Source organism: Phaeobacter sp. LSS9 (genome assembly GCF_003443595.1).
Lineage (GTDB): Bacteria > Pseudomonadota > Alphaproteobacteria > Rhodobacterales > Rhodobacteraceae > Phaeobacter > Phaeobacter piscinae.
The window spans coordinates 1,981,787-2,007,811 of the sequence record NZ_CP031956.1 but is presented as its reverse complement, the minus strand read 5'-3'; the positions used below and the strand labels follow the sequence as shown (position 1 = coordinate 2,007,811).

The 26,025-nt window shown below is 59.5% G+C and carries 22 protein-coding genes; 16 read left to right on the top strand and 6 right to left on the bottom strand.

Annotation, left to right across the window (positions count from 1 at the left end):
- The 4 genes from glcF to D1820_RS09520 all read left to right on the top strand — a co-directional run bounded on the left by glcF (nt 1) and on the right by D1820_RS09520 (nt 3,724).
- Nucleotides 1–1,335: a glycolate oxidase subunit GlcF gene (gene glcF / locus D1820_RS09535; protein WP_118068783.1), complete on the top strand. Its 1,335-nt coding sequence runs from the start codon at nt 1–3 to the stop codon at nt 1,333–1,335.
- A 130-nt stretch (nt 1,336–1,465) separates the two neighbouring features.
- Nucleotides 1,466–2,320, top strand: coding sequence for a serine protease (locus D1820_RS09530; RefSeq protein WP_014881124.1), 855 nt, complete (start codon nt 1,466–1,468; stop codon nt 2,318–2,320).
- Nucleotides 2,317–3,132, top strand: coding sequence for a serine protease (locus tag D1820_RS09525; RefSeq protein WP_118068781.1), 816 nt, complete (start codon nt 2,317–2,319; stop codon nt 3,130–3,132). Before D1820_RS09530 ends, D1820_RS09525 begins: the two co-directional genes overlap by 4 nt.
- A 133-nt stretch (nt 3,133–3,265) precedes the next feature.
- Nucleotides 3,266–3,724 carry an Hsp20 family protein gene (locus tag D1820_RS09520; protein ID WP_118068779.1) on the top strand — a complete coding sequence of 153 codons (459 nt, stop codon included), beginning with the start codon at nt 3,266–3,268 and terminating at the stop codon, nt 3,722–3,724.
- A 100-nt stretch (nt 3,725–3,824) separates the two neighbouring features.
- Here D1820_RS09520 and D1820_RS09515 read toward each other — a convergent pair whose 3' ends face one another.
- Both D1820_RS09515 and D1820_RS09510 read right to left on the bottom strand, forming a co-directional pair.
- Nucleotides 3,825–6,014 (bottom strand): esterase-like activity of phytase family protein, encoded by a 2,190-nt coding sequence (locus D1820_RS09515; RefSeq protein WP_118068778.1) that lies wholly within the window; start codon nt 6,012–6,014, stop codon nt 3,825–3,827.
- A 132-nt stretch (nt 6,015–6,146) separates the two neighbouring features.
- Nucleotides 6,147–7,622, bottom strand: a complete 1,476-nt coding sequence (locus tag D1820_RS09510; RefSeq protein ID WP_118068777.1) for an NAD-dependent succinate-semialdehyde dehydrogenase — start codon at nt 7,620–7,622, stop codon at nt 6,147–6,149.
- Nucleotides 7,623–7,821: 199 nt separating this feature from the next.
- On the opposite strand from D1820_RS09510, the gene D1820_RS09505 reads away from it, so the two are divergent.
- The 11 genes from D1820_RS09505 to D1820_RS09455 all read left to right on the top strand — a co-directional run bounded on the left by D1820_RS09505 (nt 7,822) and on the right by D1820_RS09455 (nt 19,482).
- Nucleotides 7,822–8,607 carry an alpha/beta hydrolase gene (locus D1820_RS09505; protein WP_118068775.1) on the top strand — a complete coding sequence of 262 codons (786 nt, stop codon included), beginning with the start codon at nt 7,822–7,824 and terminating at the stop codon, nt 8,605–8,607.
- Between the two features lie 218 nt (nt 8,608–8,825).
- Complete coding sequence (locus tag D1820_RS09500) at nt 8,826–10,034, top strand: aminopeptidase P family protein (protein ID WP_118068773.1); 1,209 nt, start codon at nt 8,826–8,828, stop codon at nt 10,032–10,034.
- Between the two features lie 307 nt (nt 10,035–10,341).
- On the top strand, nt 10,342–11,094 hold the full coding sequence (locus D1820_RS09495; RefSeq protein WP_040174492.1) for a phosphatidylcholine/phosphatidylserine synthase: 753 nt from the start codon (nt 10,342–10,344) through the stop codon (nt 11,092–11,094).
- An 18-nt stretch (nt 11,095–11,112) separates the two neighbouring features.
- The gene (locus D1820_RS09490; RefSeq protein ID WP_040174489.1) at nt 11,113–11,739 is read left to right on the top strand and encodes a class I SAM-dependent methyltransferase; all 627 of its coding nucleotides are present in this window, start codon (nt 11,113–11,115) and stop codon (nt 11,737–11,739) included.
- A gap of 218 nt (nt 11,740–11,957) precedes the next feature.
- Nucleotides 11,958–13,040 carry a hypothetical protein gene (locus tag D1820_RS09485; protein WP_118068772.1) on the top strand — a complete coding sequence of 361 codons (1,083 nt, stop codon included), beginning with the start codon at nt 11,958–11,960 and terminating at the stop codon, nt 13,038–13,040.
- 398 nt (nt 13,041–13,438) lie between these two features.
- Nucleotides 13,439–14,560, top strand: coding sequence for a hypothetical protein (locus tag D1820_RS09480; RefSeq protein ID WP_118068770.1), 1,122 nt, complete (start codon nt 13,439–13,441; stop codon nt 14,558–14,560).
- A 142-nt stretch (nt 14,561–14,702) separates the two neighbouring features.
- Nucleotides 14,703–16,640 carry an ATP-binding protein gene (locus D1820_RS09475; RefSeq protein ID WP_118068768.1) on the top strand — a complete coding sequence of 646 codons (1,938 nt, stop codon included), beginning with the start codon at nt 14,703–14,705 and terminating at the stop codon, nt 16,638–16,640.
- Nucleotides 16,637–17,176, top strand: coding sequence for a hypothetical protein (locus tag D1820_RS09470; RefSeq protein ID WP_118068767.1), 540 nt, complete (start codon nt 16,637–16,639; stop codon nt 17,174–17,176). The genes D1820_RS09475 and D1820_RS09470 overlap by 4 nt, the downstream gene beginning before the upstream one ends.
- Nucleotides 17,173–18,558, top strand: a complete 1,386-nt coding sequence (locus D1820_RS09465; protein WP_118068765.1) for a DUF6638 family protein — start codon at nt 17,173–17,175, stop codon at nt 18,556–18,558. The genes D1820_RS09470 and D1820_RS09465 overlap by 4 nt, the downstream gene beginning before the upstream one ends.
- Complete coding sequence (locus D1820_RS09460) at nt 18,558–18,824, top strand: hypothetical protein (protein ID WP_024095981.1); 267 nt, start codon at nt 18,558–18,560, stop codon at nt 18,822–18,824. The genes D1820_RS09465 and D1820_RS09460 overlap by 1 nt, the downstream gene beginning before the upstream one ends.
- 10 nt (nt 18,825–18,834) lie before the next feature.
- A complete protein-coding gene (locus D1820_RS09455) occupies nt 18,835–19,482 on the top strand; it encodes a DUF1523 family protein (protein WP_118068763.1) in 648 nt (215 codons plus the stop codon).
- Between the two features lie 55 nt (nt 19,483–19,537).
- Here D1820_RS09455 and D1820_RS09450 read toward each other — a convergent pair whose 3' ends face one another.
- Nucleotides 19,538–21,115: a DUF5928 domain-containing protein gene (locus tag D1820_RS09450; protein WP_118068761.1), complete on the bottom strand. Its 1,578-nt coding sequence runs from the start codon at nt 21,113–21,115 to the stop codon at nt 19,538–19,540.
- A 141-nt stretch (nt 21,116–21,256) separates the two neighbouring features.
- Here D1820_RS09450 and D1820_RS09445 point away from each other — a divergent pair, with 141 nt between their 5' ends.
- The gene (locus D1820_RS09445; RefSeq protein ID WP_118068759.1) at nt 21,257–22,075 is read left to right on the top strand and encodes a sulfotransferase family protein; all 819 of its coding nucleotides are present in this window, start codon (nt 21,257–21,259) and stop codon (nt 22,073–22,075) included.
- Nucleotides 22,076–22,205: 130 nt separating this feature from the next.
- On the opposite strand, the gene D1820_RS09440 is transcribed toward D1820_RS09445, so the two are convergent.
- The 3 genes from D1820_RS09440 to D1820_RS09430 form a co-directional block, all read right to left on the bottom strand.
- Nucleotides 22,206–22,673: an NUDIX hydrolase gene (locus tag D1820_RS09440; protein ID WP_118068757.1), complete on the bottom strand. Its 468-nt coding sequence runs from the start codon at nt 22,671–22,673 to the stop codon at nt 22,206–22,208.
- A gap of 114 nt (nt 22,674–22,787) precedes the next feature.
- Nucleotides 22,788–24,632 (bottom strand): dihydroxy-acid dehydratase, encoded by a 1,845-nt coding sequence (gene ilvD, locus D1820_RS09435; RefSeq protein ID WP_040174468.1) that lies wholly within the window; start codon nt 24,630–24,632, stop codon nt 22,788–22,790.
- 120 nt (nt 24,633–24,752) lie between these two features.
- Nucleotides 24,753–25,958, bottom strand: coding sequence for a benzoate/H(+) symporter BenE family transporter (locus tag D1820_RS09430; protein WP_118068755.1), 1,206 nt, complete (start codon nt 25,956–25,958; stop codon nt 24,753–24,755).
- Nucleotides 25,959–26,025: the final 67 nt, after the last annotated feature.

Below are 26,025 nucleotides of genomic sequence, written 5' to 3'. Positions count from 1 at the left end.
ATGCAGACGACATTCAGCGAAGAACAGCTGCGCGACCCGGGCACCCAGCGTGCCAACGAAATCCTCAGGTCGTGTGTGCATTGCGGCTTCTGCACTGCGACCTGCCCGACATATCAGGTGCTGGGCGATGAGCTGGACAGCCCGCGCGGTCGGATCTACCTGATCAAGGATATGCTGGAAAACGAGCGGGTTCCGGATGCCAAGACCGTCAAGCATATTGACCGTTGCCTCAGCTGTCTGGCCTGCATGACCACATGCCCGTCGGGGGTGCATTACATGCATCTTGTGGATCATGCGCGCGCCTACATCGACAAACACTATGACCGGCCATGGAGTGACCGTGCCTTGCGTTGGCTGCTGGCGCGGATCCTTCCGTATCCGGGGCGGTTCCGTCTCGCCCTGATCGGGGCCAAGCTGGCACAGCCTTTCAAAGGGCTCATGCCGGATGCTCGTCTGCGCGCCATGCTGGATATGGTGCCGCGGCATATCCCACCGGTCAGCCGCAACGACGATCCCCAAAGCTTTGCCGCGAAGGCACCACGCAGGAAACGCGTTGCCCTGATGACGGGTTGTGCGCAGAAGGCGCTCAATACCGATATCAATGACGCCACCATTCGCCTGCTGACTCGGCTGGGATGTGAGGTGGTGGTGGCCGCGGGGGCGGGCTGCTGCGGAGCGCTGACCCATCACATGGGGCGCGAGGCGGAAAGCCACGCCACCGCCGCGAAGAACATCCGCGCCTGGACAGACGAAATCGACGGGCAGGGCCTGGATGCGATCGTCATCAACACCTCGGGCTGCGGCACCACAGTCAAGGACTATGGCCATATGTTCCGCAATGATGCGTTGGCAGAGGATGCGGCGCGCGTCTCTGCCATCGCAATGGATATCTCCGAGCTGTTGATGCAGCTGGACCTGCCGGAAGGGGAGGATAAGGAAACAACGGTGGCCTATCACGCGGCCTGTTCCTTGCAGCACGGCCAGCAGATCAAGACCCACCCGAAAACGCTCCTGAAGCGCGCAGGCTTCACGGTGGTGGAACCTGCCGACAGTCACCTCTGCTGCGGTTCGGCCGGGACTTACAATTTGCTGCAGCCGGAAATTTCGGCTGAGTTGAAGGCCCGTAAGGTGACGACATTGGAAGCCAGGCAACCTGACCTGATCGCAGCGGGCAATATTGGCTGCATGATGCAGATCGGCTCCGCCACGGACATCCCGATCCTGCACACGGTGGAATTACTGGATTGGGCCACCGGAGGTCCGAAACCACGGGCGTTGGTGGCGGGTGGACCCGGCGCTGATCCCCGCGCGGGAGAGATCCCGATCCTTAGATGATGCAGGTCGGCAAGATGTCGCTGCCGACCACCCACAGGCCGGGTGCATTCCGGATCCTGCTGCCGTAATTTCGCCCCAAGCAAAGCATACCCTGAAACGGGAGCAATTGGGACATGGGGCTGGCAGGGTTATGAGCGTAAAGAAACCGATCCGGCAGCGGATGCTGCCACTGGCGGCAGCGCTGGTCTCCATCGGGCTGGTCTGTGTCGCCGCGCCGACGGGAGCAAGCGCTGACGACAGCCGCCTGCAACGGCTGGAAACCACTGAGGCGGGGCGTGAGTGGCAGGCGGTCGGACGGCTTGACGTCAATGGCGAAGGTTTCTGTACCGGCGCATTGATTGCGCCTGATCTGGTGCTGACAGCGGCGCATTGTCTTTATGACCGCGACAGTCGGACCCGGATCGCACCGCAGACCATCGAATTTCTTGCGGGATGGCGCAACGGGCGCGCCTCGGCCTATCGCAGCATCCGCCAGGCGGTCATCCACCCCAGCTATATCTACGATGGCAAAGTCTCGACAGACCGGGTGCGCAACGATATCGCGCTGCTGCAGTTGCAGCGGCCCATCCGCAACACCACCGTGATGCCATTTGAAACCGATCAGCGCCCACAGAAGGGCGCGCGGATTGGTGTGGTGTCTTATGCGCATGACCGCTCTGAGGCGCCGTCGCTGCAGGATGTCTGTGCGGTGATGGCCCGGCAGGAGGGCGTGTTGGTGATGTCCTGCGACGTGGACTATGGCTCGTCCGGTGCGCCGGTGTTTTCCTTTGACGCAGGGCGCCCCAAGATCGTGTCGGTGGTCTCTGCCAAGGCGGAGGTTTCCGGTCAGCAGGTCGCTCTTGGCTCGGCTCTGGCAGAGGAACTGGCGCTGTTGCGTGCGCAGCTTACCGGCAGTCGGATCGGCGGCCAAATGCCCCCCGGAGTTGGTCGCGTGAAAGTGGGTGAACGTCGGAGCAATTCCGGCGCAAAGTTCATCAGCCAATGAGACTCTGCGCGCTTGTCCTGACTGTAGTGACGGCGTTCTATGCGACTGTGGCAGCGGCACAGGAGGCCGGGTTACGTCGTCTAACCGACCGCGATGACCTTCTTGGGTGGGAGGCAGTCGGGCGGTTGGAGCTGAACGGGCAGGGGTTTTGCACCGGAACGCTGATTGCCCCGGATCTGGTGTTGACTGCGGCGCATTGTGTCTATGGTCAGGGCCATACCCCGCGCCCGGCTGACCAGATCACTTTTCGCGCGGGCCTGCGTGACGGGGTGGCAATTGCCGAGCGCCGGGCACTGCAGATTGCAGCGCATCCCGGGTTTCGACCGGGCGGGCGGCTTGATCTTGAGAACATCCGCCACGATGTCGCATTGATCCGTCTGGCGGCCCCAGTGACCAGTGGTTTGGCGAATGCCTTCGTGCTGCATTCCGGCCGGGACTATGGAAGCGATATATCGGTGACGTCCTACGGGATGGGCCGTGCCGAGCCCTTGTCACGCCAGCGCCATTGCAATCTGATGGCCGAACGCGCGGATGTCTTGATGATCGACTGCAACGTCACCTTCGGCTCCTCCGGTGCGCCAGTGTTCTCGCAGGTGGGGGGACGCGGGCGTATTCTGGCGTTGATTTCCGGCGGTGGCGCGTACGGTGGGAAGCAGGTGGCCTTTGGCATGAAACTGCCGCAAAGGGTGGCCGAGCTGAAAGCACAGCTGCGCCGCAATCCAGTGGCGGCACCGGATCGGCGAATTAAGCGTATCCGCGTGGGCAGTGGCACGTCGGCGGGCGGTGCGAAATTTGTCCGCCCCGGCGGATAAGCCACCTCTTGAACCGACAAATTCAGCCCTTATCTCAGTTCTGTTCGGATCGCCGATGATCGGGGTCCGACACTCCAAACGCCTGTCCCTGATGGGAGGGCACGTAGAAATCGCTCACGAATGAGGATGACACATGCGTAGTTTTGATTTTGCACCGCTGCACCGGGCCACCATTGGCTTTGACCAGATTGCCGACCTTATGGATCGCGCCCTGAGTTCTGACGTCGCGCAGCCGAGCTATCCCCCTTACAATATCGAAAAAACCGCTGTAGATGCCTATCGTATCTCGATTGCCGTTGCGGGCTTTTCCGAGGCTGATCTGGGTGTCGAGGTGAAGGAAAACGCGCTGGTCGTTTCGGCGAAGAAGTCCGAAGACGACGGCGACCGCACCTACCTGCACCGTGGCATCGCCACCCGCGCGTTTGAACGCCGGTTTACCCTGGCCGACCATGTGCGCGTCACCGGTGCCAGCCACTCCGACGGTATGCTGCACATCGATCTGCAGCGCGAGGTGCCAGAGGCACTGAAACCGCGCCGGATCGAAATCGCAACCGGCAAGGCGCCTGAACTGGACGCTAAGACCGTCAACTGATGCTGCCCTGATCTTCCTGATCTGACAGCTTTGAACGCAGCAGCCCCCCGATGCTATCGGGGGGCTGTTTTGGTATGTCGGACACGCGGAGTGAATGAGGTCAGTTGACGGTCGGCGTGTTCATCTGACCGATGGAAAAGAACATCGTCTCGCCGGAGGCATCATCGACGCCATCATTGTCGGTCACGATGAACCCTTCGCCCTCGGCAGTGATGGCCAGCCCTTCGACCTTATCCAGAACATAGCCGCCGGTCGCGGTCAGATCCGGCAGCAGATCACGCACCAGTTCTTTGCTGACCACCGGCAGATCACCACCCAACGGGGCCGGTGCCATCTCGGCCAGCGGAATGCGATAGACCTTCTTGGTGACAGCGCGGAAATCATGCTGGTTGTCGCGTTCAATCACGTAGACATAGTCGCCATGGGCCACGATCTCCGACAGGCCAACCCAACCGGTGTTCGGTTCTGCCTTGGGATAGTGGACCGCGCCCCATTCCTTGGTCTCAAGGTTGTAGGCTACCAGTTTGACGTGGTTTTTGGGGTCATCTTTCCATTCCCGCTGAACCGCCATCCAGAGCGTGTTGCCAACCTTGGTGATCCCTTCAAACCCAAAGCGTTTTTCAACGGCCATCAACTCGGCAGGCAACCCGATTTCTCCACTCTTGGCTTTGATGAGCCCATCTTTGGAGACGTGATAGATGGCATGTGGGGTCACCCGATCAGTGCGCCCTTCTGAGGCAACATAAAAGCCACCTTTGCCGTCCAGCGTAATGCCTTCCAGATCCAGTTTCTGGGCCGGGTTGCCGTCCTGCCGGTGGATGCGGATCACGTCGACGATACGGGCAGGCGTCTGACTGGGATCAATTTTGAAGATCGACGGCTGGAAGCCATAGAAGCTGTCGTTGACCGCATAGATCATACCGTCAGCATCCGCCACTATGCCAGAGAGCGCGCCCCAGCCGATCAGCTCATCTGCTCCGGCAGAGGTCAGATGCGGATAGGTCGGTGCGCCGTCTTGCAATTCATACGTCATGACATGGGCGCGGGGGCCCTTGTCTTCGATCAGATCCTTCTCATTGGCTGAGACCAGCAGATTGCGTTCGGGGATGACGGCGTAGCCTTCTGGCCCAACCCCAGACGGCAGCAGCTGGGTGAGAACCGGATTGGCAGGATCCGTAACATCATAGACCCCCACCACGGAGGCGCGTTCCGCCCCGACAAACACATAGGGCGTGCCGTCGAATTCGGCGAAGGTCACGCTTTCGGGTTCAACCCCTTTGGCATCGGAGCGCTTGTCCGGGTAGTGTCCGATCTGCACGATGGCATGTTCAAAGGAGGTGCCGCTGTCGTAAACGATGGTGCCGTCCTTGTTGAAGATCGTCCAACCCCGCGATCCTCCCTGATAGTCGCCTTCGTTTGCGGTGGCGAAGTGCGTGTCGTCAATCCAAGTGACGGCATCGGGTTCGCGCAAGCGCCCTGTCTGGCTTTCGTTGAAGATCAGCGCGCCGCGTTCGTCCGTGGCGTCGATACCGTCAAGGTCCACAGAACCGGCAGAGAAATGGTTCAGGATCTCGCCGTTCTTCGAGACGATCACGAGGTGGTTGTTTTCCTGTAACGTGACGACGGTTTCCCCAAGCCCGTTGATCGCGACATATTCAGGCTCCGGATCCTCGCCTGCGATATCTGCAAGACCCGTGAGGCTGACGACTTTCATCGACGCGCAATCAAGGCCCTCCTTGGTGGCGTTCACCAGCACCAGATTGCCCGCAGGCATCTGTGGCAGCATGCCATCGTTCAAGTCTTCGTCCCGCTCGTTTTCAATCGCCACAGCGAGAAAGGCGCCGTCCTTGGATTTCGCGACAGAGTCCGGCTGGCCACCCAGATCACAGGAGCCCGTTTCAGCGCCGGTTTCCGTGTCGATAGATTTCATCAGGCCCGAGGGCTGTGTGTAACTTTCGGAGGTATTGATGCCGACATAGGCGGTGCTGCCAATGGCTGCGACCGATGTGGGTTCGCCCGGCAGTGCGATATTGCCCTTGGGCGCTGGGATGGCCGGATCGGTGATATCAATCAGCCCCAGAGCCTCCAACGGACTGTCGGTGTAGACCAATGTCATGCCATTGGCTGTGACGTCGATGATTTCTGGCGAGGTTTCGCGTGATGTATCTTCTCCGGCGGCCATGTTCTGGACCACCGGGAAGGCGGCGATGCGGTTAAAGGATTTTTCTGCCTGGGCAAAACCGGCGGTAAGGGCCAGCGCAGAGGTCAGGCACATGAGACGCGGAAACATCGGCTACTCCGAAAATTGGACAGTTGATTGCCCAACCTCCTGCCGTGCCCGCGTAAAAGGACTGTGACGGTTCGATGTCGTTTTGACGATGATCGGCCCCGGCTGCGGTCAGCCGAGGCCTTCTGGGGCGGATCAGACCGACATGCAGATGTATTTCATCTCCAGATAGTCTTCGATGCCGTGATGGCTGCCTTCGCGGCCAAGGCCCGACTGTTTGACGCCACCAAATGGGGCCACCTCTGTCGAGATGATGCCGGTGTTGACGCCGACGATCCCATATTCCAGTGCTTCGGCCACCTTGTAGACCCGGCTCAGATCCTTGGCGTAGAAGTAGGAGGCCAGGCCAAAGATCGTATCATTGGCCATGTCGATCACGTCATCTTCGGTCTCAAACTTGAAGAGAGGGGCCATGGGGCCAAAGGTCTCGTCTTGAGAGAAAACCATGTCCTGCGTCGCGCCCGTAAGAATGGTCGGTTCAAAGAAGGTGCCGCCCAGTTCAGAGGGATTGCCGCCCAGAATCACTTCAGCGCCTTTTTCCTTTGCATCGGCGATATGCGCCTGCACTTTCTCGACGGCTTTCTCGTTGATCAGTGGGCCAAACTGGGTGCCCTCAGCCAGACCGTCGCCCACGGTCATTTTGGACACGGCGTCCTTTAACTTCGCAGCAAAGGCATCGTAAACGCCTGCCTGTACATAGATCCGATTGGCACAGACACAGGTCTGGCCGTTGTTGCGGAACTTGCACATGATCGCGCCTTCGACGGCGGCATCCAGATCAGCATCATCAAACACGATGAAGGGCGCGTTGCCGCCCAACTCCATCGAGCACTTCATCACGGTATCGGCCGCCTGCCGCATCAGGATGCGGCCAACTTCAGTAGAGCCGGTGAAGGTCAGCTTGCGCACAGCGTTGTTCTCGCAGAACTCCTTGCCTGTTTCCGAGGCATTGGAGGAGGTGACGACGTTGAACACGCCTGCCGGAATGCCCGCGCGCTCTGCCAGTACGGCCAATGCAGTCGCAGACAGCGGTGTCAATTCGGCAGGCCGCGCGACGAAAGCACAGCCCGCAGCCAATGCCGGACCGGCCTTGCGGGTGATCATCGCATTGGGAAAATTCCACGGCGTGATGGAGGCGGCCACCCCGATGGGCTGCTTCAGCACCGTGATGCGCTTGTCGCGCTGATGACCGGGAATGGTCTCGCCATAGATACGTTTGGCTTCTTCGGCAAAGAACTCAATGAAGGACGCGCCATAAGCGATCTCGCCGCGCGACTCGGACAGGGGTTTGCCCATTTCGGCGGTCAGAATGACGGCCAGGTCTTCCTGATTCTCCATCATCAGATCAAACCATTTGCGCAGAACGTTGGCGCGCTCTTTGCCGGTCCATTTGGCCCAATCCTTCTGAGCAACGTCAGCCTGCACGATGGCGCCTGCCACCTGCGAGCGGCTGACGTCCGCCACATTGGCAATCACATCGCCACGCGCCGGGTTTTTCACCTCGAACGTGCCATCCTGGCCATCGACAAAACCGCCGCCAATATAGGCACGCGGTTCCAGCAGGCTGGGATCGGTGAGCAGTGATTTCAGATCAGTGGTTGCGTCGAGCATTGCGGGCCTCCCGTATGTCATTTGCGAAATGCAAATCAGCTGTGACTTGATATGTCCAGAAAGATAGGTGAGTCCAGAATTTGATCAAATTCAGGGGCGCGGTCTCCACGACATCACTACTCAGCAGGGAGCGGGTCATTTGACATGTTCTGTGCCAGACTGTCAGGTAGCGGCAACAAGAAGAACAGGGAGATTGGGCATGGAGCTCGACGACGCGTATTCAAATGGCGCCTATATCGAAAACGCTGACAGCTACCCGCCGCGCTGGGCAGCCTCGGCCGAAGATTTTCGCAACGCGACGCGCGACCGGTCCCGTCTGGATGTGCCCTACGGCGACGGTCCCCGGCACCGCTATGATCTGTTTCTTCCCGAAGGGGCTGCCAAGGGGCTAATGATCTTCGTGCATGGCGGCTATTGGATGGCGTTTGATAAATCCAGCTGGTCGCATCTGGCGGTGGGGGCGTTGGCGCATGGCTATGCGGTCGCCATGCCCTCCTATGATCTTTGCCCGGAGGTAAGGATTTCTGATATCACCCAGCAGATCGCTGCGGCTGTCACCGCTATCGCGGCTGAGGTAGAGGGACCGATTGCGCTGGCGGGCCATTCTGCAGGCGGGCATCTGGTCGCGCGCATGTTAGACCGGGATCTTTTGCCGAAGGAAGTGGGTGAACGAATTACGGCGGTAGTGCCAATCTCGCCGCTCGCGGATCTGCGGCCACTGCTGCGCACCTCCATGAACGGAAAGTTCAAACTGGACGCAGCAGGCGCTGCCGCAGAAAGCCCAATTGACATGGAACATCGCTACCCGGCGGAGGTCACAGTCTGGGTGGGCGGTGACGAGCGCCCGGCCTTTTTGGATCAGGCGGTCTGGCTGACCGAAGCTTGGGGAGCCGATCACGTCATTGCGTTCGGCAAACATCATTTCAACGTAATCGAACCCTTGGCTGATCCCGAAAGCGATCTGGTTGCGGTATTGGTCAAGTAATCCGACCCTTCAGAAAAAACGACAAACGCCGTAGAAACCTGCGGCGTTTGTCGTTTTTCGACCCTATCGCGGGGAATCAGACTTGCCAGCATCGCAGCTCTGCCGCATCCTTTGCGCCAAGGGCCAGGCGATGGCGTCGCCGCATGGATCCATGCTGCCCTCACTCACAACATTGTCCTGAACGCCGGGACCTTTCTTGTAAGATGGAAGGGTCGACTATGACTGCACGTCCTGAAATGTATCGTTTTCACAATGGTGAAAAGGCGCCGCTGCAATTTGCTGTCTCCGAATATGAGGCGCGGATCGCAGGTCTGCGCAAAATCATGGCAGAGACCGGCGTAACCGCCGCTGTCTTCACCTCGATGCACAATATCTCCTACTATTCGGGGTTCACCTACTGCGCCTTCGGCCGCCCCTATGGCATGGTGGTGACCGCATCCGAGGCTGTGACAATTTCAGCCGGCATTGACGCAGGCCAGCCCTGGCGCCGGTCGTTCTGCGACAACATCACCTATACCGACTGGCAGCGCGACAACTTCTGGCGTGCGATCAAATCGGTTTCGGGCGATGGTGCGGTTGTCGGCTATGAGAGCGATCACCTGACCCTGCTGCAGAAGGCAAAACTGGAACATTTCCTGGCGCCATCTCAGCTGGTTGACCTCTATGAACCGACGATGCGCCAGCGCATGGGCAAATCCGCCGCAGAACTGGACATGATCCGCGCCGGGGCTGCGGTGGCTGACGTCGGGGGCTTCGCGATTCGGGATGCGGTCAAGGAAGGCGCGCGGGAGATCGACGTGGCGATGGCCGGGCGCGATGCGATGGAGTTGGAAATCGCCAAACGCTTCCCGGATGCGGAGTACCGCGACAGCTGGGTCTGGTTCCAGTCCGGCATCAACACCGATGGCGCCCATAATCCAGTGACCGCCCGCAGACTGGAACGTGGCGATATCCTGTCGCTGAATACCTTTCCGATGACCTCCGGCTACTACACCGCGCTGGAACGCACCATGTTCGTGAAAGAAGTGGATGCCGAGTCCCTGCGCATCTGGGAGGCCAATGTGGCAGCCCATGAGCTGGGTATCTCGCTGCTGAAACCAGGCGCGAGCTGCGCGGAAATCACCCATCAGATCAACGCCTTCTTTGAAGAGCAGGATCTGCTGCAATACCGCACCTTCGGCTATGGCCACTCCTTTGGTGTGCTGTCCCACTACTATGGTCGCGAGGCCGGTCTGGAGCTGCGCGAGGACATCGACACGGTGCTGGAGCCGGGGATGGTGATCTCCATGGAGCCGATGTTGACCATCGCGGATGGTCAGCCCGGTGCAGGCGGTTACCGCGAGCATGACATTCTGATCATCCATGACGATGATAATGAGAACATCACCAAATACCCCTATGGGCCGGAGTTTAACGTCGTCGGCTAAGGGCGCTCCTAGGCACTGTGATAATTGGCAGGCGGGGGCTCCCGCCTGGTCTTCGCCTCCCTTGGGGAAGGCAATCCCAGTTGGGCGTGGCACCGTGCATTGCACGGTGCTTTCGCATTCTTACTGAGAGGTGGTGCTCAGGCCGCCATATCGGTACCAGCGTCCTGCCGCGGGTCGCAAAGATTGCACCAGCGCCTTGGTTAAGGCATATGTGCGCAAAGGCGACACCTGATCCTGCGATTGTGCCCCGCTTCGGGGCGCTGGGAGTGTGGTGGCTCCCTGCCGTACACAAGGAAACACCACCGCTATGCACCACCCACCGGAAAAGCGAAAATCCGAATACGCGCTGATCCAGCTGTTGCCGAACATGATGACCATTGCGGCCATCTGTGCCGGGCTATCTGCGATCCGTTTTGGGGTGCAGGGCAATTATACCCTGGCGGTGCAGCTGATCCTGGCGGCGGCGATTCTGGATGGGTTTGACGGGCGTCTGGCGCGGATCCTGCGCAGCGACAGCAAGATGGGTGCGGAACTCGACTCACTGGCAGATTTTCTCAACTTCGGCGTCGCCTCGCCACTGGTGATCTACTACTGGGCTCTTCAGGACATGCGTGGTCTGGGCTGGCTGGCGGTGCTGGTGTTCTCGGTTTGCTGCGTGGTGCGGCTGGCGCGGTTTAACGTCTCGACCAAGTCCGAGCAGAAAGTCACCGCAAAAAGCGTTTATTTTGAAGGGGTCCCATCCCCGGCCGGCGCGCTTCTGGCGATGCTGCCGATGTTCATCTCTTTTGCCTTCGCCGATGCGCCGGTTATTCCGGATATTTTGATCTGCCTTCATATGGGTGTCATCGGATTGCTTATGATCAGCCATGTGCCGACCTGGTCGCTGAAGGCAGTCAAAATTTCGCGCGAAAACGTGAAGTATTTTCTGGTCGGTTTTGCCTTTGCGGGGGCAGCCGTCCTGATTTACGCATGGATTACATTGGTGATCCTGTGCCTTGGCTATGCTGCGATGGTGGCCTGGGGATTGGTTAAAAAGAAAACGCCGGAGACCGGCGCATAAACGAGTAAGGGTGGATAATTGGATATCAAGGCTGTTGAATCGTCGTATGCCCGTTGGGCCCCTGTCTATGACAAAACATTTGGGGCAATCACCAATGTGGGCCGTCGCCGTGCTGTCGGCTACGTCAACGAACATCGCAGCGGTCGGGTGTTGGAGGTGGGTGTCGGCACCGGACTGTCCTTGCCTCTCTACAAATCCCACCTAAAGGTCACCGGCATCGACTTCAGCGAGGATATGCTGAAAAAGGCGATGAAACGGGTGGAGGAACACGATCTAGACCACGTTGAAACCCTCCGCCAGATGGATGCCCGTGCACTGGATTTCCCCGATGCCACCTTCGACACTGTTTCAGCCATGCATGTGCTGTCCGTTGTACCGGACCCGGAACAGGTGATGGGTGAAATTGCCCGCGTGCTCAAGCCAGGTGGCAAAGTGGTGATCACCAATCATTTCCTGCGCGAACAGGGCGTGCTGGCGTTCCTCGAACGGGTTTCTGCGCCGTTTGCCAATGTGCTTGGCTGGCACTCGGATTTTGAGATCGACACCGTGCTGGGCGCGGATCATCTCTCGGTGGAGCATCACCAGCCCTTGCCGCCCTTCGGTCTGATGACCTTTCTGGTGCTGTCCAAAATCAAACCCGTCTGAGGCGCGACAGCGTCCCGCGTGTCAATATCTGTGGACTGTGACTGATCGGGCCGCCGGTCGGTCTTCCCTTTGCGGATCGGCTCTGCAAAACTGCTGGCAACGGATCTGTGCGGTGCTGCGTTATGGCTGCAGCAAGAGCGGGTTTTCTTTACATAGGGGATGTAAATCATGTTCACATTCCCCATATGATACATAAGACATTGCAGAAAGGGCACTTTATGAGCCAATCACAATTTGACGAGATGGTGCGGGCCTCACAAGCCAAGGTGAGCGAGTCGCAGCAGAAGATCACGGCGCTGACCTCGCGGATCGAAACTGCGCGAGCCAAGATTTCGGCCGGAGAAGACGCCAGCATCGACATTGAGAACGCAACGCTGGATGACGTGCACGCCCATACCGAGGTGATGAACGCCAATATCGCTGAGCTGATCATGGGTCTGGATGATGTGACCACGGCGTTCTCAAAGGATTTCGACGAGATGCGGTCGAAAACCGGCTGGGAGAGCTTTGTTGGCTTTTTTAGCCGTGGCAAATCGGATTCGATGCGCCAGGAACGGATGCGCACGGCCAGTATCGACGACAAGCTGCAGGACCTGATTGCCAAGTCTGACGTGATCGTAAAACTCCTGGAGGGCCAGCTGGCGACGCTGGAAGATCAGCGTGAAAAGGTGCAGGTGAACCTGTCGGCCACATTGGACGACCGCGAATTCACCGTGCAAGAGCTGGAAGCCGTCCGCGCCGAGATCGTGGCCCTGGATCCGCAGATCATTGAGCTGGAGAACAAGATTTCAGTCGAGCAGGACGCCGCCGCGCGCACCAAGCTGGAGACCGAACTGGCGGATATCAATGCGAAATACAACGCCTTGGTGCAGGAGGAGCAGGTGAAGCTTGCGAAATCCCAGACGCTGGAGCGCTATATCGAGAAGGGTAAGACCTGGGTCGATAGTTTGCAGAACCAGGCGGCAACGCAGATGGTGCTGATCAACAAGCTGCAGACGGACACGGCGCAGCGGGTGGTGCTGTATGACGCGCTGACCAAATCGCTGAAGACCGCGCAGCAGCAGGATGTGGCGCACCGGATCAACGAGATCGGCGTGCAGACCGACAAGGAAGCCCAGACCGCGATGGCAGCGATCGGCACTGCAACCAACCAGAAGATGGCCGACATGCTGGAAGCGCATGAGGACAACATGGTGTTCGCCCGCGACGTGCTGGAGAAGAAGGCCAAGGCCGATGAACGCTTTGCCCGCCGGTTTGCGGCGATTGTCGAGAAGCACGACAAGAACCTGTATGGTGGATAACATTGCCGACTGCCGCTAGAAGAGCATTCTGGCTAGGGATTGGCCTGCTTCTTTGGCCCGTCGTTGCAGCTTTCCTTTCTGGTTTTCTCTTTGCCCAAGGTAAGTTTGGAACCTTTGCCGCTCGAGTTGCGTTCTACGGAGCCTATTTGCTGGGAACGCCCAGTATGATTGTAGGAGCACTGGCGCTTCTTTGGGCAGTTTACACCTGGTTTAGAGCGCCAGACGGCAAATGAAGAACGGAGGCTGGTGGTGAAAGCTGAAACTTGCAACAGAGGATCGAGCCCGACCGCGGGTGGGGGCGTAGCGCCCGCCGTTTTGCCGGAGGCAAACCTTCGGTTTGACGGGGGCGGCCGGGCGCTGTCCGCGCCGCAAGCGGCACGTCCGGAAGGGGGAGCGGTATGACCGATCCCTCGCACGATCACGCCGGCCTCAGCGATACCTTCGCCTCGCGCCGGTATTTCAAGAAGTTCGACACCATCATCCGGCACCTGACCCGGGTGGCGGCAGCGATGCAGGCGGAGGGGCGGCTCAGCAAGTCCGATGTGAGGGTTCTGACTGCTTACCTCATGCGGCTGAACTTCACCTTCCGTGCGCTGTCTATGAAATACCTGATGGCGGGGCGCGATACGGGCAGGTTTTTCGGCAGTCTGGCGATGGACAAGCGCGACAGCGGCTTTCCGGTCGCGGCAGAGCTGATGACCATGGCCAATGATGCCCAGCAGGCGGAGCGGCATCTGGCCAATATGGCGAGCGTTGAGACGCTCAAGAACGACATGGTGCGCACCATCATTTCGGACCGCACGGCGCCTTCCAAGCTGCAATTCGCGCTGTCGCAGCGGCTCTATTATCAGGAACTGCTGAAGGGGCAGCTGTTCTGGACCCAGAATGATCCGGAATGCGAATGGCTGGAAAACCTTGGCGAGCGCCGCCGGCGCTTCCTGCTGCATTGGGCCGCCTATGACAGCCAGGTGAACCTGCCGGTGATCTACCTGATGGAGCTGGAAGACAGCGGCAAGGTGGCGCTGCCGAAGGACGAACGCCGCTGGCCGGAGGTGCAGGCGCATCTGATGGCGCAGGCGCTGGCAGGGCTGAAGCTGGTCACGATTGCCAAAGGGTTTGACGAGGATTTCGACGATCTCCACCCTAAACATCTGCGCCGCTTCCATGTGGGGCCGATGTATTCCTCCGCCTATACCGAACAATCCGGCCCGCTGCACCAGGTGCTGGAGCAGGCAGAGGCACCAGCGGGCCAGGACTGGGCGCTGGCCTGGACGCTGGAAGAGCTGGAAAGCGAAGATGTGCGCGAGGAGCGTTCCGGCTGGTTCGGCACCGTGGAGCGGGAGATATTCGCGCTTGATCCCTTTGGCGGGCGTGGTGCGGATACCGGAGCGACCCGGACCCAGCGCGCCATTATCCTGCCGCAGCGCCCGTTTCAGGTGCTGGCAGAGCTGGACCCGCCGGGGTTCGCTGATGTGCAGAAATTCGTGGTGAGTGAGGCCGGGCAGGTGCTGCGGTATTGAGCGCCTGCGTTTGTTGAAGCCGGGGGAGCCTCCCCTCTCGGCGGCAAAGCCGCCTGCCGGGCAGCGGGACGGCGATATTTTTAGCCAGAAGATGGGCGGGCCGGATTTTTTTGCCGGCGATGAGACGAATTGAGAGGGTGAGATGAGCATTTCAGGCAATCAGATGGAACTGCGGGAAGATGATATTCGCAAGCACTACGTGGCAGCTGCGGCAATGCTGGAGGGGTTTGACCACACCCCGCGCATTGCCAAGCCCGCTGTGGAGGCAAAAGCGCCTGAGCGTTCGCCCGGGATTGCCCGTACGCGGCGCTTCCGCTCGACCACGCCGGGGCTGGTGACGCGGTCCACGGCGCGGCCCGAAGGGGTGCATCTGATCGCCCGGATTGAGGCGGCGGATGACGATGACCCGCTGACCTCGCCCCTGCAGGCGACCTTGCAGCATGCCTTGCGCCGAGCGCTGGCGGTCTCGCTGGCGATGGGGGAGGCTTATGCGGATGTCTCTGGCCTCGCCGATCTGAAACGGGCCAATCTGGCAGGCTCGCTGGACGGCGCGCGCAAGGGGGAGTTTACAGAGCTGCTGGCGGCGGAGGCGCTGATTGCGGCGCATGTGTTTGCCAATGCCGTCGCCTATCTGCTGGCACCGCATGGGTCTGAGGCGCAGGCCGAGGTGGGCGAGGCGGAGGAGCTGCTCACAGACAATGCGCCGCTCGCCCTGCACGGGGCGCTGTGGGAGCTGGACCAGAAGCTGGCGCAGCATGGCACCGACGATGCGCATCTGATTGCGGCTACGGCGGGTTATGCCGAGCAGCTGATGGAGAAGGCGGCCCTGCGGGCGCAGACCGCGCCACGTCTGGATGGGTTCACCGCTGCCGCTTGGCGGGTGGAGGCGGATGATCTGACCATCAGCGGCTTTGAACCCGCCACCAAGGCGAAGTCCACAACCCTCACCATGGCCTTCAAAAAACCGCATGAGGTGGTCGGCAACCATATCGCCAAGTATCAGGCCCTGCGGCTCTCCAAGATGCTGATGGCCTATGATTTCGATCGCCGACTGAACCCCTTTGCCGAGATGGGCGGCTTTATCTTTACCTTCATGGGCGACGGCAAGCCGGGGACGGGTAAGACAACGCTCATTCAGATGATGGCGGGCCTCATCCATGATTATTGCCAGAATGCAGGCTATGCCTTCCGCTACCAGAATTTCGGCATCGACAATATCGACAGCTATCAGGGCAAATCCGGTCAGAACGCCAAATCCTTCATCCAGAATGTGATTGATCCGGGCGTGATCGGTTTTGGCACCATTGACGACATCGACCAGATCGCGGGCAAGCGTGGCGACCGCCAGTCCAGCGCCGGCCAGCAGGAGGTGACGGCGGTCTTCATGGAGGCCTTTGCCGGCGCCAACACCGTGGTGCGTGGCAACTGCACCTTTGGCATGTTCTCCAACTACCCGGAGAACGTCGACGACGCGCTGCGCCAGCGGGCGGGGGCGCGATTCCTGGTGGACGGGCCGCAGACGCGGGAGGATTACATCGATATCCTGACGCTTCTGATGGGCAAAAACCATGAGATCCCGCTGGGCGATCATGACCTATACGGCGCGCAGGAGATCAAACAGGCCGTCGCGCGCTCGTTCGAGGCGCACAACCGCCCGCAGGAGCCGGGGCTGGCAGAGGTCTTTGGCCGCGTCCATGACCAGATCGGCGAACTGGACAGCCTTGCCAAGCTGGGCACCTATCTGAAGGCGATCCAGCAGGCAGATGAACGCTTCACCGGGCGGGCCATCAAGAACATCACCGATGCGGTGAAGGTGCGCGCGATGGATTTCGAGCTGCCGGATGACTGGATGGAGAACCCGGAACTGTTCCTGTTCAAGGATTACGAGACCAAATCCGCGATGATTGCGGAGCTGCGGGTGCCGATCACGGTCGACATGGTGGTGCAGGAGATCAACCGCTACGCCGACAGCGAGTTCCGCTATGCCGACAAGTCGGATGAGGTGGCGATTGAGAATATGGTGCGCGATTTCGGACGGCAGGAAGAGGCCAAGCGGCGGTATCTGGAGGGGAAGGGGTGAGCTTTGATTTCCTCATTGAATGGAACCAGTGGATCGTTTCTCACAAGGAGCTAGTGACCGTAGTTGCTATCCCCCTTCTAACGGCGGGAATTACGGTGGCTGTAAATCGGTCCGTGGAAGCACGATCTACAAAAGCTCGGGAGGCTGCGGAAGATCGAGCAGCCAAGGAAAGAAGACTACAGCTCGAACTCTCAAGGCGTATGAAACTAGCTGATTTTCGCCAAAACTGGATCGACAATTTGCGTGAGGACTTTGCTGCCATACTAGCTGCAGTGCCACATCACGAAGCCGACAAGGTCGATTACTCTGACGTAAATACTCGAATCCAAAGGGTATTGCTTCGCATGAATCCAAGGGAGGAAGCGCCGAACAAAATTTTTGATACACTCATGCAGTTGATCAATGAGCGTGACGCTAAAAAGAAAGAAGACACAGCGTTTGTACTTACGAACTTGGTCAACCGATATCTCAAGTTAGAGTGGGACAGGCTCAAAGTTGAGCTGAGTGATTACAAAAAACTGGAGGAGATGAATTGAAACGCCTCATCCAGCATGGTCTGATGTTCGGCAATCTCTTCCATGTGGCCTCGCCCGCATTGGTGGAGCGGTATAACCGCGCGCTGAAGCATCTGACGGGCAAGACCACGCGCCTCACGGATTTTCACGTTGATATCTCCGGCTACTCCCCCGAAGTGGGCGATGAGCTGGGGGATGACCACTATCTGAACCATGCGGGTGTGAACCGGCAGTTCATTCTCTTGAGCACCGAACAGAAGCGCTGCCCGCTTCTGAATGTGAAATTCTCCACCAGCCGGGACATCCTGCGCCGGTTCATTGCCGCAAATGAAAGCCAGCTGTTTGCGCTGACCGCGACCGATGCGGTGGCGGGTGAATTGGTCAATTCGGTGTTTGAGGTCGCAACGCCCGCGCAGCTTTTTGACATTCGGCAGGTCAGGGTCGAGGCGGACACCACCAAGGGCACGCTGCGGCAGGCTGATCAGCTGGCTGAACTGGTAGATCGGTTCAAGAGTGAGGAAGACGGCTGGTTTGACGACGCGCTGATCGCTGAGATGATCGCGACGGCGGAAAAAACCGGCGATGTTACCCGCAACCCGGTGCGGTTGAAGCACGAGGTGTTTGAGCAACAGAATTTCTGGACCGCGCATTTTGGCGGGCTTTATGTGTTTCAGGATGTCGAGCACCCGGCCCTGATCGCCAGTGGGGAAAAACCCGAAGGCGTGCCGCTGGACCGGGTGTTTGACCTAACGCAGGACAATGCGGTTGCGAAGTTTCTGGAACTGAACGGGCTGGTGGAGCCGATCATCCGCGCGCGCGGCGTCGATGGCGCGGCCATCCTGCGTCAGAAGATGGGGTTTCTGGCCATCAGCGTGCTGGCGGACAAGGGGATGGACCTCTCGGGCCTGTCCCGCAGTGATCTGCGGCGCATGGCAGCACGTCACGCAAGCGAGCTGCCGGCGGAGTTCGAAGGCATGGCGGCGATGGTTCGCTGGGCTGAAAGCGGTGGCAAATGGCCCCGGATCAAATCGGATCACCCGGCCTATTTCTACTGCCTGCGGGCCACCAACACGCCGAACCGGGATCTGGTCAATATGCTGCTGGCAGAGCTGACGCCGCTGGATTTCCGCCAGCTGTTCATCTGCCACAAGGAAGCGTTTTATCAGCAGTATCGCAGCTGGCCGGAGGCGAAGAAGGACCACGTCGTCGCCTTCCTTGCGCGCGAATACGCGATGGACAAGGCAGGCGCGCGGGCGGCGCTATTTGGCCATGAGCCGGATATGAGCGGGCGCAGCACGGGCGCGCAGGATCGACCGAAGCAGCGCCGAACAGACAGTCTGGTTGAACGGGTCGGCCCCTGGGGCGCTGTCAGCAGCAGATCTGGCAACAGGGGGCGCCGCTGATGTTTGCCTTTATCCGCCTGATGGCGATTTTGCTGGTGGTGCTGACTGTGATCTACGGCATTGTCTCGCTCTACTCGCGCGAGGTGCGGCGCGCCAAGCTGAAACGTCGTTGGGCCGAGAAGGGGTTGACCGGAGACCGTTCCGCCTTCATCCAGCGCGGGTTGCACCAATATGACAGGTCACTGCGGCGCAGATTGATCCTGTTGGTCTATGTCGTGCCGCTGGGGGCCATTGCGCTTCTGGTCTATGTCATGAATTTCATGTGAGGTCGCTGAGATGCGTTATATCAAATGGGTGTTCATTCTCACCATCTGGCTGCTGGCAGGGGCCTTTCTGCATTACACGCTGCCGCAGAATGATGTGGTGCGCGTGGTCAAGACTGAGGTGCGCCGGGTGGATTTCGGCGAAAACTCGATTTTCTGGGCGCAGCAGGACACGGCACAGGAGAGCGCGACCAGCGTCAATCGCGATGTCCGCTTCGTGGAGGCGTTCCTGCCCACCGGCCGTCCCATCGTCTACCGGAACGAGGACACCGGCTGGGGCTGGCCGCCCTATTTCAAGCTGGACAGCTCCAACCTGCAGGCCGAGCTGACCGATCTCGCCTCCACCAAGGCTGATCCGCAATGGGTGCTGCTGCGCCACTATGGCTGGCGCAATGAATTTCTGTCGATCTTCCCGAATGCGGTTGCGGTGAAGCCGGTTGACGGGCCGGAGTATAGCCAGGTGAATTGGTTCAACATCATCTTCCTGACCATGTTGGCGGCGGTGATCTGGGCGCTTTATGTGCGCTGGCGCCGCTTCCGTCGCGCCCGCATCGACCCGATGGTCGAGAATGTCGAAGACAGTCTTTACGCTGCGGGTGATGCGCTCTCGGAGCGGCGTGGCCGGGTCCGGCGCTGGCTGGACAGCTGGAAACAGAAGTAACCAACCGCGCGCGGACCATAACACCAGACCGGGGCGGCCTGATGGTAGGGTTGCCCTAGTCAGAGAAGAGATGTTCGGTCCGCGCGAGTGTCAGGGCGGCCTCATGATCCAACGCCAGAAACGGCATCAGCTGTTCGGCGATCTGCTCATCACTGTCGCTTTCGCGGATCAGGCTGTGGTGGTCAAACCCAACATCGCGGATACGGTCGGATTCATGCTGGATATCGTTGCGAATGGTCGGCAGCAACCGTTCCAGCGCGGCGGTGGCAGTCTGTTGGCCGGCCAGCCCGATGCGCTCGGCATGGCCGGTTAAGTAGTCGTCGCTGAGACTGCATTCGATCTGCAGTATGCGCGTGATGGCCCGATCCGCACAGAAATCCTGCATCAGCTCCAACGCTGATGGATCCAGGCAGATCACCAGGCGGTCGGTTTCATAGTAATCAAACAACATCCGCACCAGTGCGCGACGGTGGCGCGTGCGCTTCCAGAGCGTCGCCTCGATGCCGCCAAGATCGGGCATGTCGGTGCCTTCCTCGTCAAAGAGATAGGCCAGCGCCGGGACGTTGCTGACCTCGCGCAGCCGCTCAATCAGGCGCTTGGCGACATGCCATTTCTTGCAGCTGATGATCAGCAGTTCGCGATTGCGCCCCAGCGTACTTTCGGTTTCCCAGAACCGGGGAGCAAAGCGCAGCCCGTTGCGCCCGCGTTTGGTTAGAAACCCATAAAGATTGCGCCCCTCATTGGAGATCTGAAATTCAACACCCTGTTCGGCATACAGCGCGCCAAGACGGGATTTCAGCTCTTGCGCTTCGGGGCTGATCTTGCGGGCAAAGAGGAAATCCTGCCCCATCAGCATGTCGTAGTGATCATTGTAGAACTGCACCGGCATCCCGTAGTCCGAGAACATCAGCAATGTCAGTGTGCGGCTTTCGATCTCCTTCGTGGGGATCAGATGACGCACCAGGGTCTGAAAGAATGTCTCATCCGGGATCCAGGTGGTGCGGAAAAACCGCAGCACATCGCGCCGCTCACTCAGGAAGGACAGGATCCACTCGACGGTGCGGCGACGCAGGCACCACCATTGGCTGCCGATCTGGATCTGCATGTCCTCAGGCAGGGCGCGGGTCAGGCCCATGCGCTTCTGCAGGCTGTGGCTCAGATCGAAGAGGCGCTTGTTTTTGCGTTCGTTGAAGACATGGCGATAGATCAGCCGGTCTTCCTTCATTCCGGTCTTGATCCAGTTGCTTTCAAAGAAATCAAAACTCTCGATATAGTCACAATCCCGGCTGTCCAGCAGCTGATGGGCATATTCCGCGGTCTTGATCGCCATGCAATCGCCCGACACCATGTAGAAATGTGTCGCCCGCCTGAAGGTGGCGACCGCGCTTTCCAGCGCATAGAGCGTTGCCTGAACCAGCGACCATTCCCCCCAGCCGCATTTGACCCGCTTGCGGGCAAAGCAGATGTTGGGATTGTCCTTCAGGGCGGTGCGGATCTGCTGATAATCGCTGGCCGGAGAGCGCCCATCGAAGTGGATCGCCATATAATCACCGGCTGCGGTTAGTCGCTCTGCCTGCTGAATAATCGCCTCTGGGTCCTTATGGCACAGCAGAACATATGCGATTTTTGCCATGACAGCGCCCCGGTGTCGTATTTTGATTGATTGTTTCCTTGATACTGACGAATTCTCACTGAATAAACCGCATTATTTCGCTTTTAACGACTAGAGTCGTACGTGGCGCCAATTGCGGCGCATGGGGACGGGGAGAGACAGATGGGATTTCCAGGCACCTGGATGACGGAGAGCGAAAGCGTGGTCTATCGCGTGGTGCCCAAATGTGCCTGCTCCACCATCGGCCAGATCATGTATTACTCCGACCACGGGCAGTTCTTTGACGGTGATATTCACGATGCCAAGAGCGGTCTGCACAAATGGGCGCTGCCTGACAGCCAGCCGTTGATCACCAGCAACGTTCAGGCGCAGAAATCCTACGCATTTACCTGCGTGCGCAACCCTTACACCCGCGTACTGAGTTCCTTCTTTGACAAGATTTGCGGCATTCAGCGCAATGGCAAACGTTACCGGGGCAATCTGGTGCCGCGGCTCACCTACGACTACGGGATTGACGTGGGCGGCGATGACGGCAAAGAGCCGTTTGATCAGATCAAGAGCTTCCGCCGTTTCCTGCTGTTTGTCCGAGACACGGTGAAGTTTCGCCGCCCGATGGAGCCGGACATCCACTGGTCGGCCACATCGGGACATGTCTCGACCTTCATCTGCAACGGTGGTCGGTACGACAAGGTGATCTGGACCGAAGCCTTCAACGAGGGCATGCAGGATGTGCTGGACGCGATCGAGACGCCGCATCAGGTGGATCTGACCCAGATCCCCCGTTTCAATGAAAGCGAAGGCCACGGCCCCAAACGCGCCCATCCGGTCGAAGACTATTTCGACGACCTCTCGATGCATCTGATTTATGAAATCTATAAGCGGGATTTTGAAGTGTTCAAATATGACTTCGAAAACCCCGCCAACAAGATGCCGGTGGGTGAGATCGACCTGGATGAGGTGCACGCCAAATTGGGTGAGTGATCGCCACCCCGCGCGATGCTCCCGCCCGGGGTGGCGATCATTGACATGATCTGACCCGGTTGGGCCTGGCGCCGCTGGCGCGGCGCGCCTCCGGCGGGAGTATTTCGGGAAAGGTGAGGGGGGGCGTGCCTTATGCGCGGGTCGGGGATCCCAGATCTTGCAGATGCGCTTTTAATCCGGTTGGAAACAGCTCAGTCCCGCCAACCTCCAGCGCGTCGGGATGAAACCATCTGGCGATACATTTCAGACCGTTGTCTTCGAAAAACTCAATTGTATCGCCTGCCAGATGCGGTGTCTCTGGCCAAGTAACCTGTGCGGCGAAGATGATCTCATGACCGGTCTGACCTTCGTGCTGATAGATGTTTTCCAGTACCACCGGCGCGCCGATGATGGTGATCTCCACACCGAGCTCCTCCTGAAACTCCCGTTGTAGCGCCTGTTGCCAGGTTTCGCCAAATTCAACCGTGCCCCCCAGAGGGCGGACACCTTTGGTTCGACCGCTGTCATCGGGGACCTCCGCCGCGAGAAGATGGCCTTTGCGCCAAGGCAGACCAATGGTTTTCACGCGAATGGTTTGGGCGGGGCGCCAAATGGTCATGTCGGATCTCCAGAGATGCTGCGGTGTGTCGAATAGGGTCCGTCTCCTATGATAGAAAAAGCCCCGACATCCAAGATGCCGGGGCCTTAAATGCGAATTGCCTGACAGCGTCGATTATTCGTCGTCAGGCAGGGCGCGCACGGCGCCTTTGGCGGCTGATGTGGCCAGCAGCGCATAGGCCTTGAGCGCGGTGGAGACTTTGCGTTTGCGCGGCTTTACCGGTTTCCAGCCCGCTGCGTCCTGAGCGGCGCGGCGTGCGGCCAGTTCTTCGTCCGAAACCGCCAGATGGATGGTGCGGTTGGGGATGTCGATCTCGATGGTGTCGCCCTGCTGAACCAGCCCGATGATGCCGCCCTCTGCCGCTTCAGGTGAGACATGCCCGATCGACAGACCCGAGGTACCGCCGGAGAAGCGACCGTCCGTCAGCAGCGCACAGGCTTTGCCGAGGCCCTTTGATTTCAGGTAGGAGGTCGGGTAGAGCATTTCCTGCATCCCGGGGCCACCGCGCGGACCCTCATAGCGGATCACTACGACATCGCCTTCCTTCACCTTGCTGGTCAGGATGTCGTTCACCGCCTGGTCCTGGCTTTCGCAGACATAGGCGGACCCGGTGAATTTCAGGATGTTCTCATCCACACCGGCGGTTTTCACGATGCAGCCGTCACGCGCGATATTGCCGAACAGCACCGCCAGACCACCATCCTGGCTGAAGGCATGGTCTTTGGACCGGATCACGCCCCCCTCACGGTCGGTGTCCAGCTCCTTGTAGCGGTTGGACTGTGAAAACGCTTCGGTGGTGCGCACGCCGCCGGGGGCCGCCTTGAACAGCGCTTCGGCGTCGGGGTTGTTGGCGACCTTGATGTCCCATTTGGCGATCGCTTCACCCATGGTGCTGGAATGCACCGTGCTGCATTCATTGTGCAACAGGCCCGCACGGCTCAGCTCGCCGAGGATGGAGAAGATGCCACCGGCGCGATGGACGTCTTCCATATGCACATTCTCGATGTTCGGTGCGACCTTGCAAAGGCAGGGGACCTTGCGGCTGAGGCGGTCCATGTCGGTCATGGTAAAATCAACCTTGCCCTCATTGGCGATCGCCAGAAGATGCAGCACGGTATTGGTCGAGCCGCCCATGGCGATATCGAGGCTCATGGCGTTTTCAAACGCATCAAAGGTCGCGATCTCACGCGGCAGCAGGCCTTTTTCCTCGCCGACGTAATGGCGCTTGGTGATGTCGACGATCTTGCGGCCTGCTTCCAGGAACAGATGCTTGCGGTCGGCATGGGTGGCGAGGGTTGAACCATTGCCCGGCAGCGCCAGCCCCAGTGCTTCGGCCAGGCAGTTCATCGAGTTTGCGGTGAACATGCCGGAGCAGGACCCGCAGGTCGGGCAGGCGTTTTCCTCGATGTGCTGCACTTGCTCATCGGTCATCGTGTCGCTGGCGGCGGCAACCATGGCGTCCACCAGGTCGATCTTTTTCATATCGAGATCGGCGATGTCGATCTTGCCAGCTTCCATAGGACCACCGGAGACGAAGATCGCCGGAATATTGAGGCGCATGGCGGCCATCAGCATCCCCGGCGTGATCTTGTCGCAATTGGAGATGCAGACCATGGCGTCGGCGCAATGGGCGTTGACCATATATTCGACGCTGTCGGCGATCACCTCGCGGGAGGGTAGGGAGTAGAGCATGCCGTCATGGCCCATGGCGATGCCGTCATCCACGGCAATGGTGTTGAACTCCTTCGCGACACCACCGGCCGCTTCAACTTCGCGGGCGACCATCTGGCCCAGATCCTTCAGGTGGACGTGGCCGGGCACGAACTGAGTGAAGGAGTTGACGATGGCGATGATCGGCTTGCCGAAATCATCATCCGTCATGCCGGTAGCGCGCCACAGGCCGCGTGCGCCGGCCATGTTGCGGCCATGGGTGGAGGTTCTGGATCGGTACATTGGCATCTGGCTGGTTCCCTTGTCTTTGCCCCTCAGGGACACGATTTGCGCAACAAAGGCAACATGTCGGGGCAGTCTGCGGTAATTATCTGGTGGTTTCTGCGAAATTTTGCAGGCTTTGGCGGATCATGGTCGGGCCGGATTCGCGGCAGTGCCCGCTGTTGCCGTGTTTGGTGGCGGGGGTGTGATCAGGTGATTCACGGCAATACCAACCACAAGAGCCCAGAACGCAGCGCCAATTCCAAAGAAGCTGACGCCGGACACCGTGACCATGAAGGTGATCAGGGCAGCGTCGCGCCCCCGTGCATCCGCCAGTGCCGCCGAGAGGCTGTTGCCGATGGTCGACAGAAGCGCAAGCCCTGCCACAGTGGCGATCAGCGTCGTGGGTGCGATCAGGAACAGGCTGATGACCGTTGCGCCACCAAGCCCGACGAGGATGTAGAATACCCCCGTCATCACCCCGGCCATGTAGCGGGTCTTGGGGTTTTCATCCGCCTCCGGTCCGCACCCGATGGCGGCGGTGATGGCGGCGAGGTTGAAGGCAAACCCACCAAAGGGCGCGAGCACGAAAGAGGCGGCACCAGTCACGATCAGGCTGGCGGAGACCGGTGGCGCATAGCCTGCGGCCTTCAGCGTGACCACGCCGGGCATGTTCTGCGATGACATGGTGACAATATAGAGGGGCAGGCCAACGCCGATCAGTACCGGCAGTGAGAAACTCGGCATCATAAAGACCGGCTCAGCCATCGTCAGATCCAATGAGGCAGAGTGGGTGAAACTGCCATCGCCAAGGCACCACAGGATGCCCACAGCTAGCACAGCCGGGATGGTATAGCGTGCAAACAATCGCCGTCCGGCCACAAAGGTGACCGCCATGGCTGCGACCAGAGCGGTGTCGGATTGGACCGCGCTAAAGGCCGCCAGACCAAAAGGGAACAACAACCCGGCCAGCATGGCATTTGCCAGCGCATCCGGGATCAGCCGGGACAGCGCGGCAAACCAGCCGGTCACTCCGGTGAGGATCAGAAGGGCAGCGCAGAACAGAAACGCGCCAATCGCATCGCTCAAGGGCACATCTGTCAGACTCACAGCGAGCAGAGCAGCACCCGGCGTGGACCAGGCGGTCAGGATCGGCATTCGGTAGATCAGTGACAGCGCAAGGCTGGTCAGCCCCATGCCAAGCCCCAGCGCCAGCATCCAGCTGTTGGCTTGTGCCTGACTGGCGCCGGAGGCCTCAATCGCCTGAAAGATGATCGCGACAGACCCGGTGTAGCCCACCAACACGGCAACCGCGCCTGCAACAATATGCGAGAGTTTCAAGGAACTGAGCATCCGGGTTTTCCTGAGGTGACGGATCCGCTAGAGATCGGAGAGGCGTACGTTATAGCGCACAGTACTG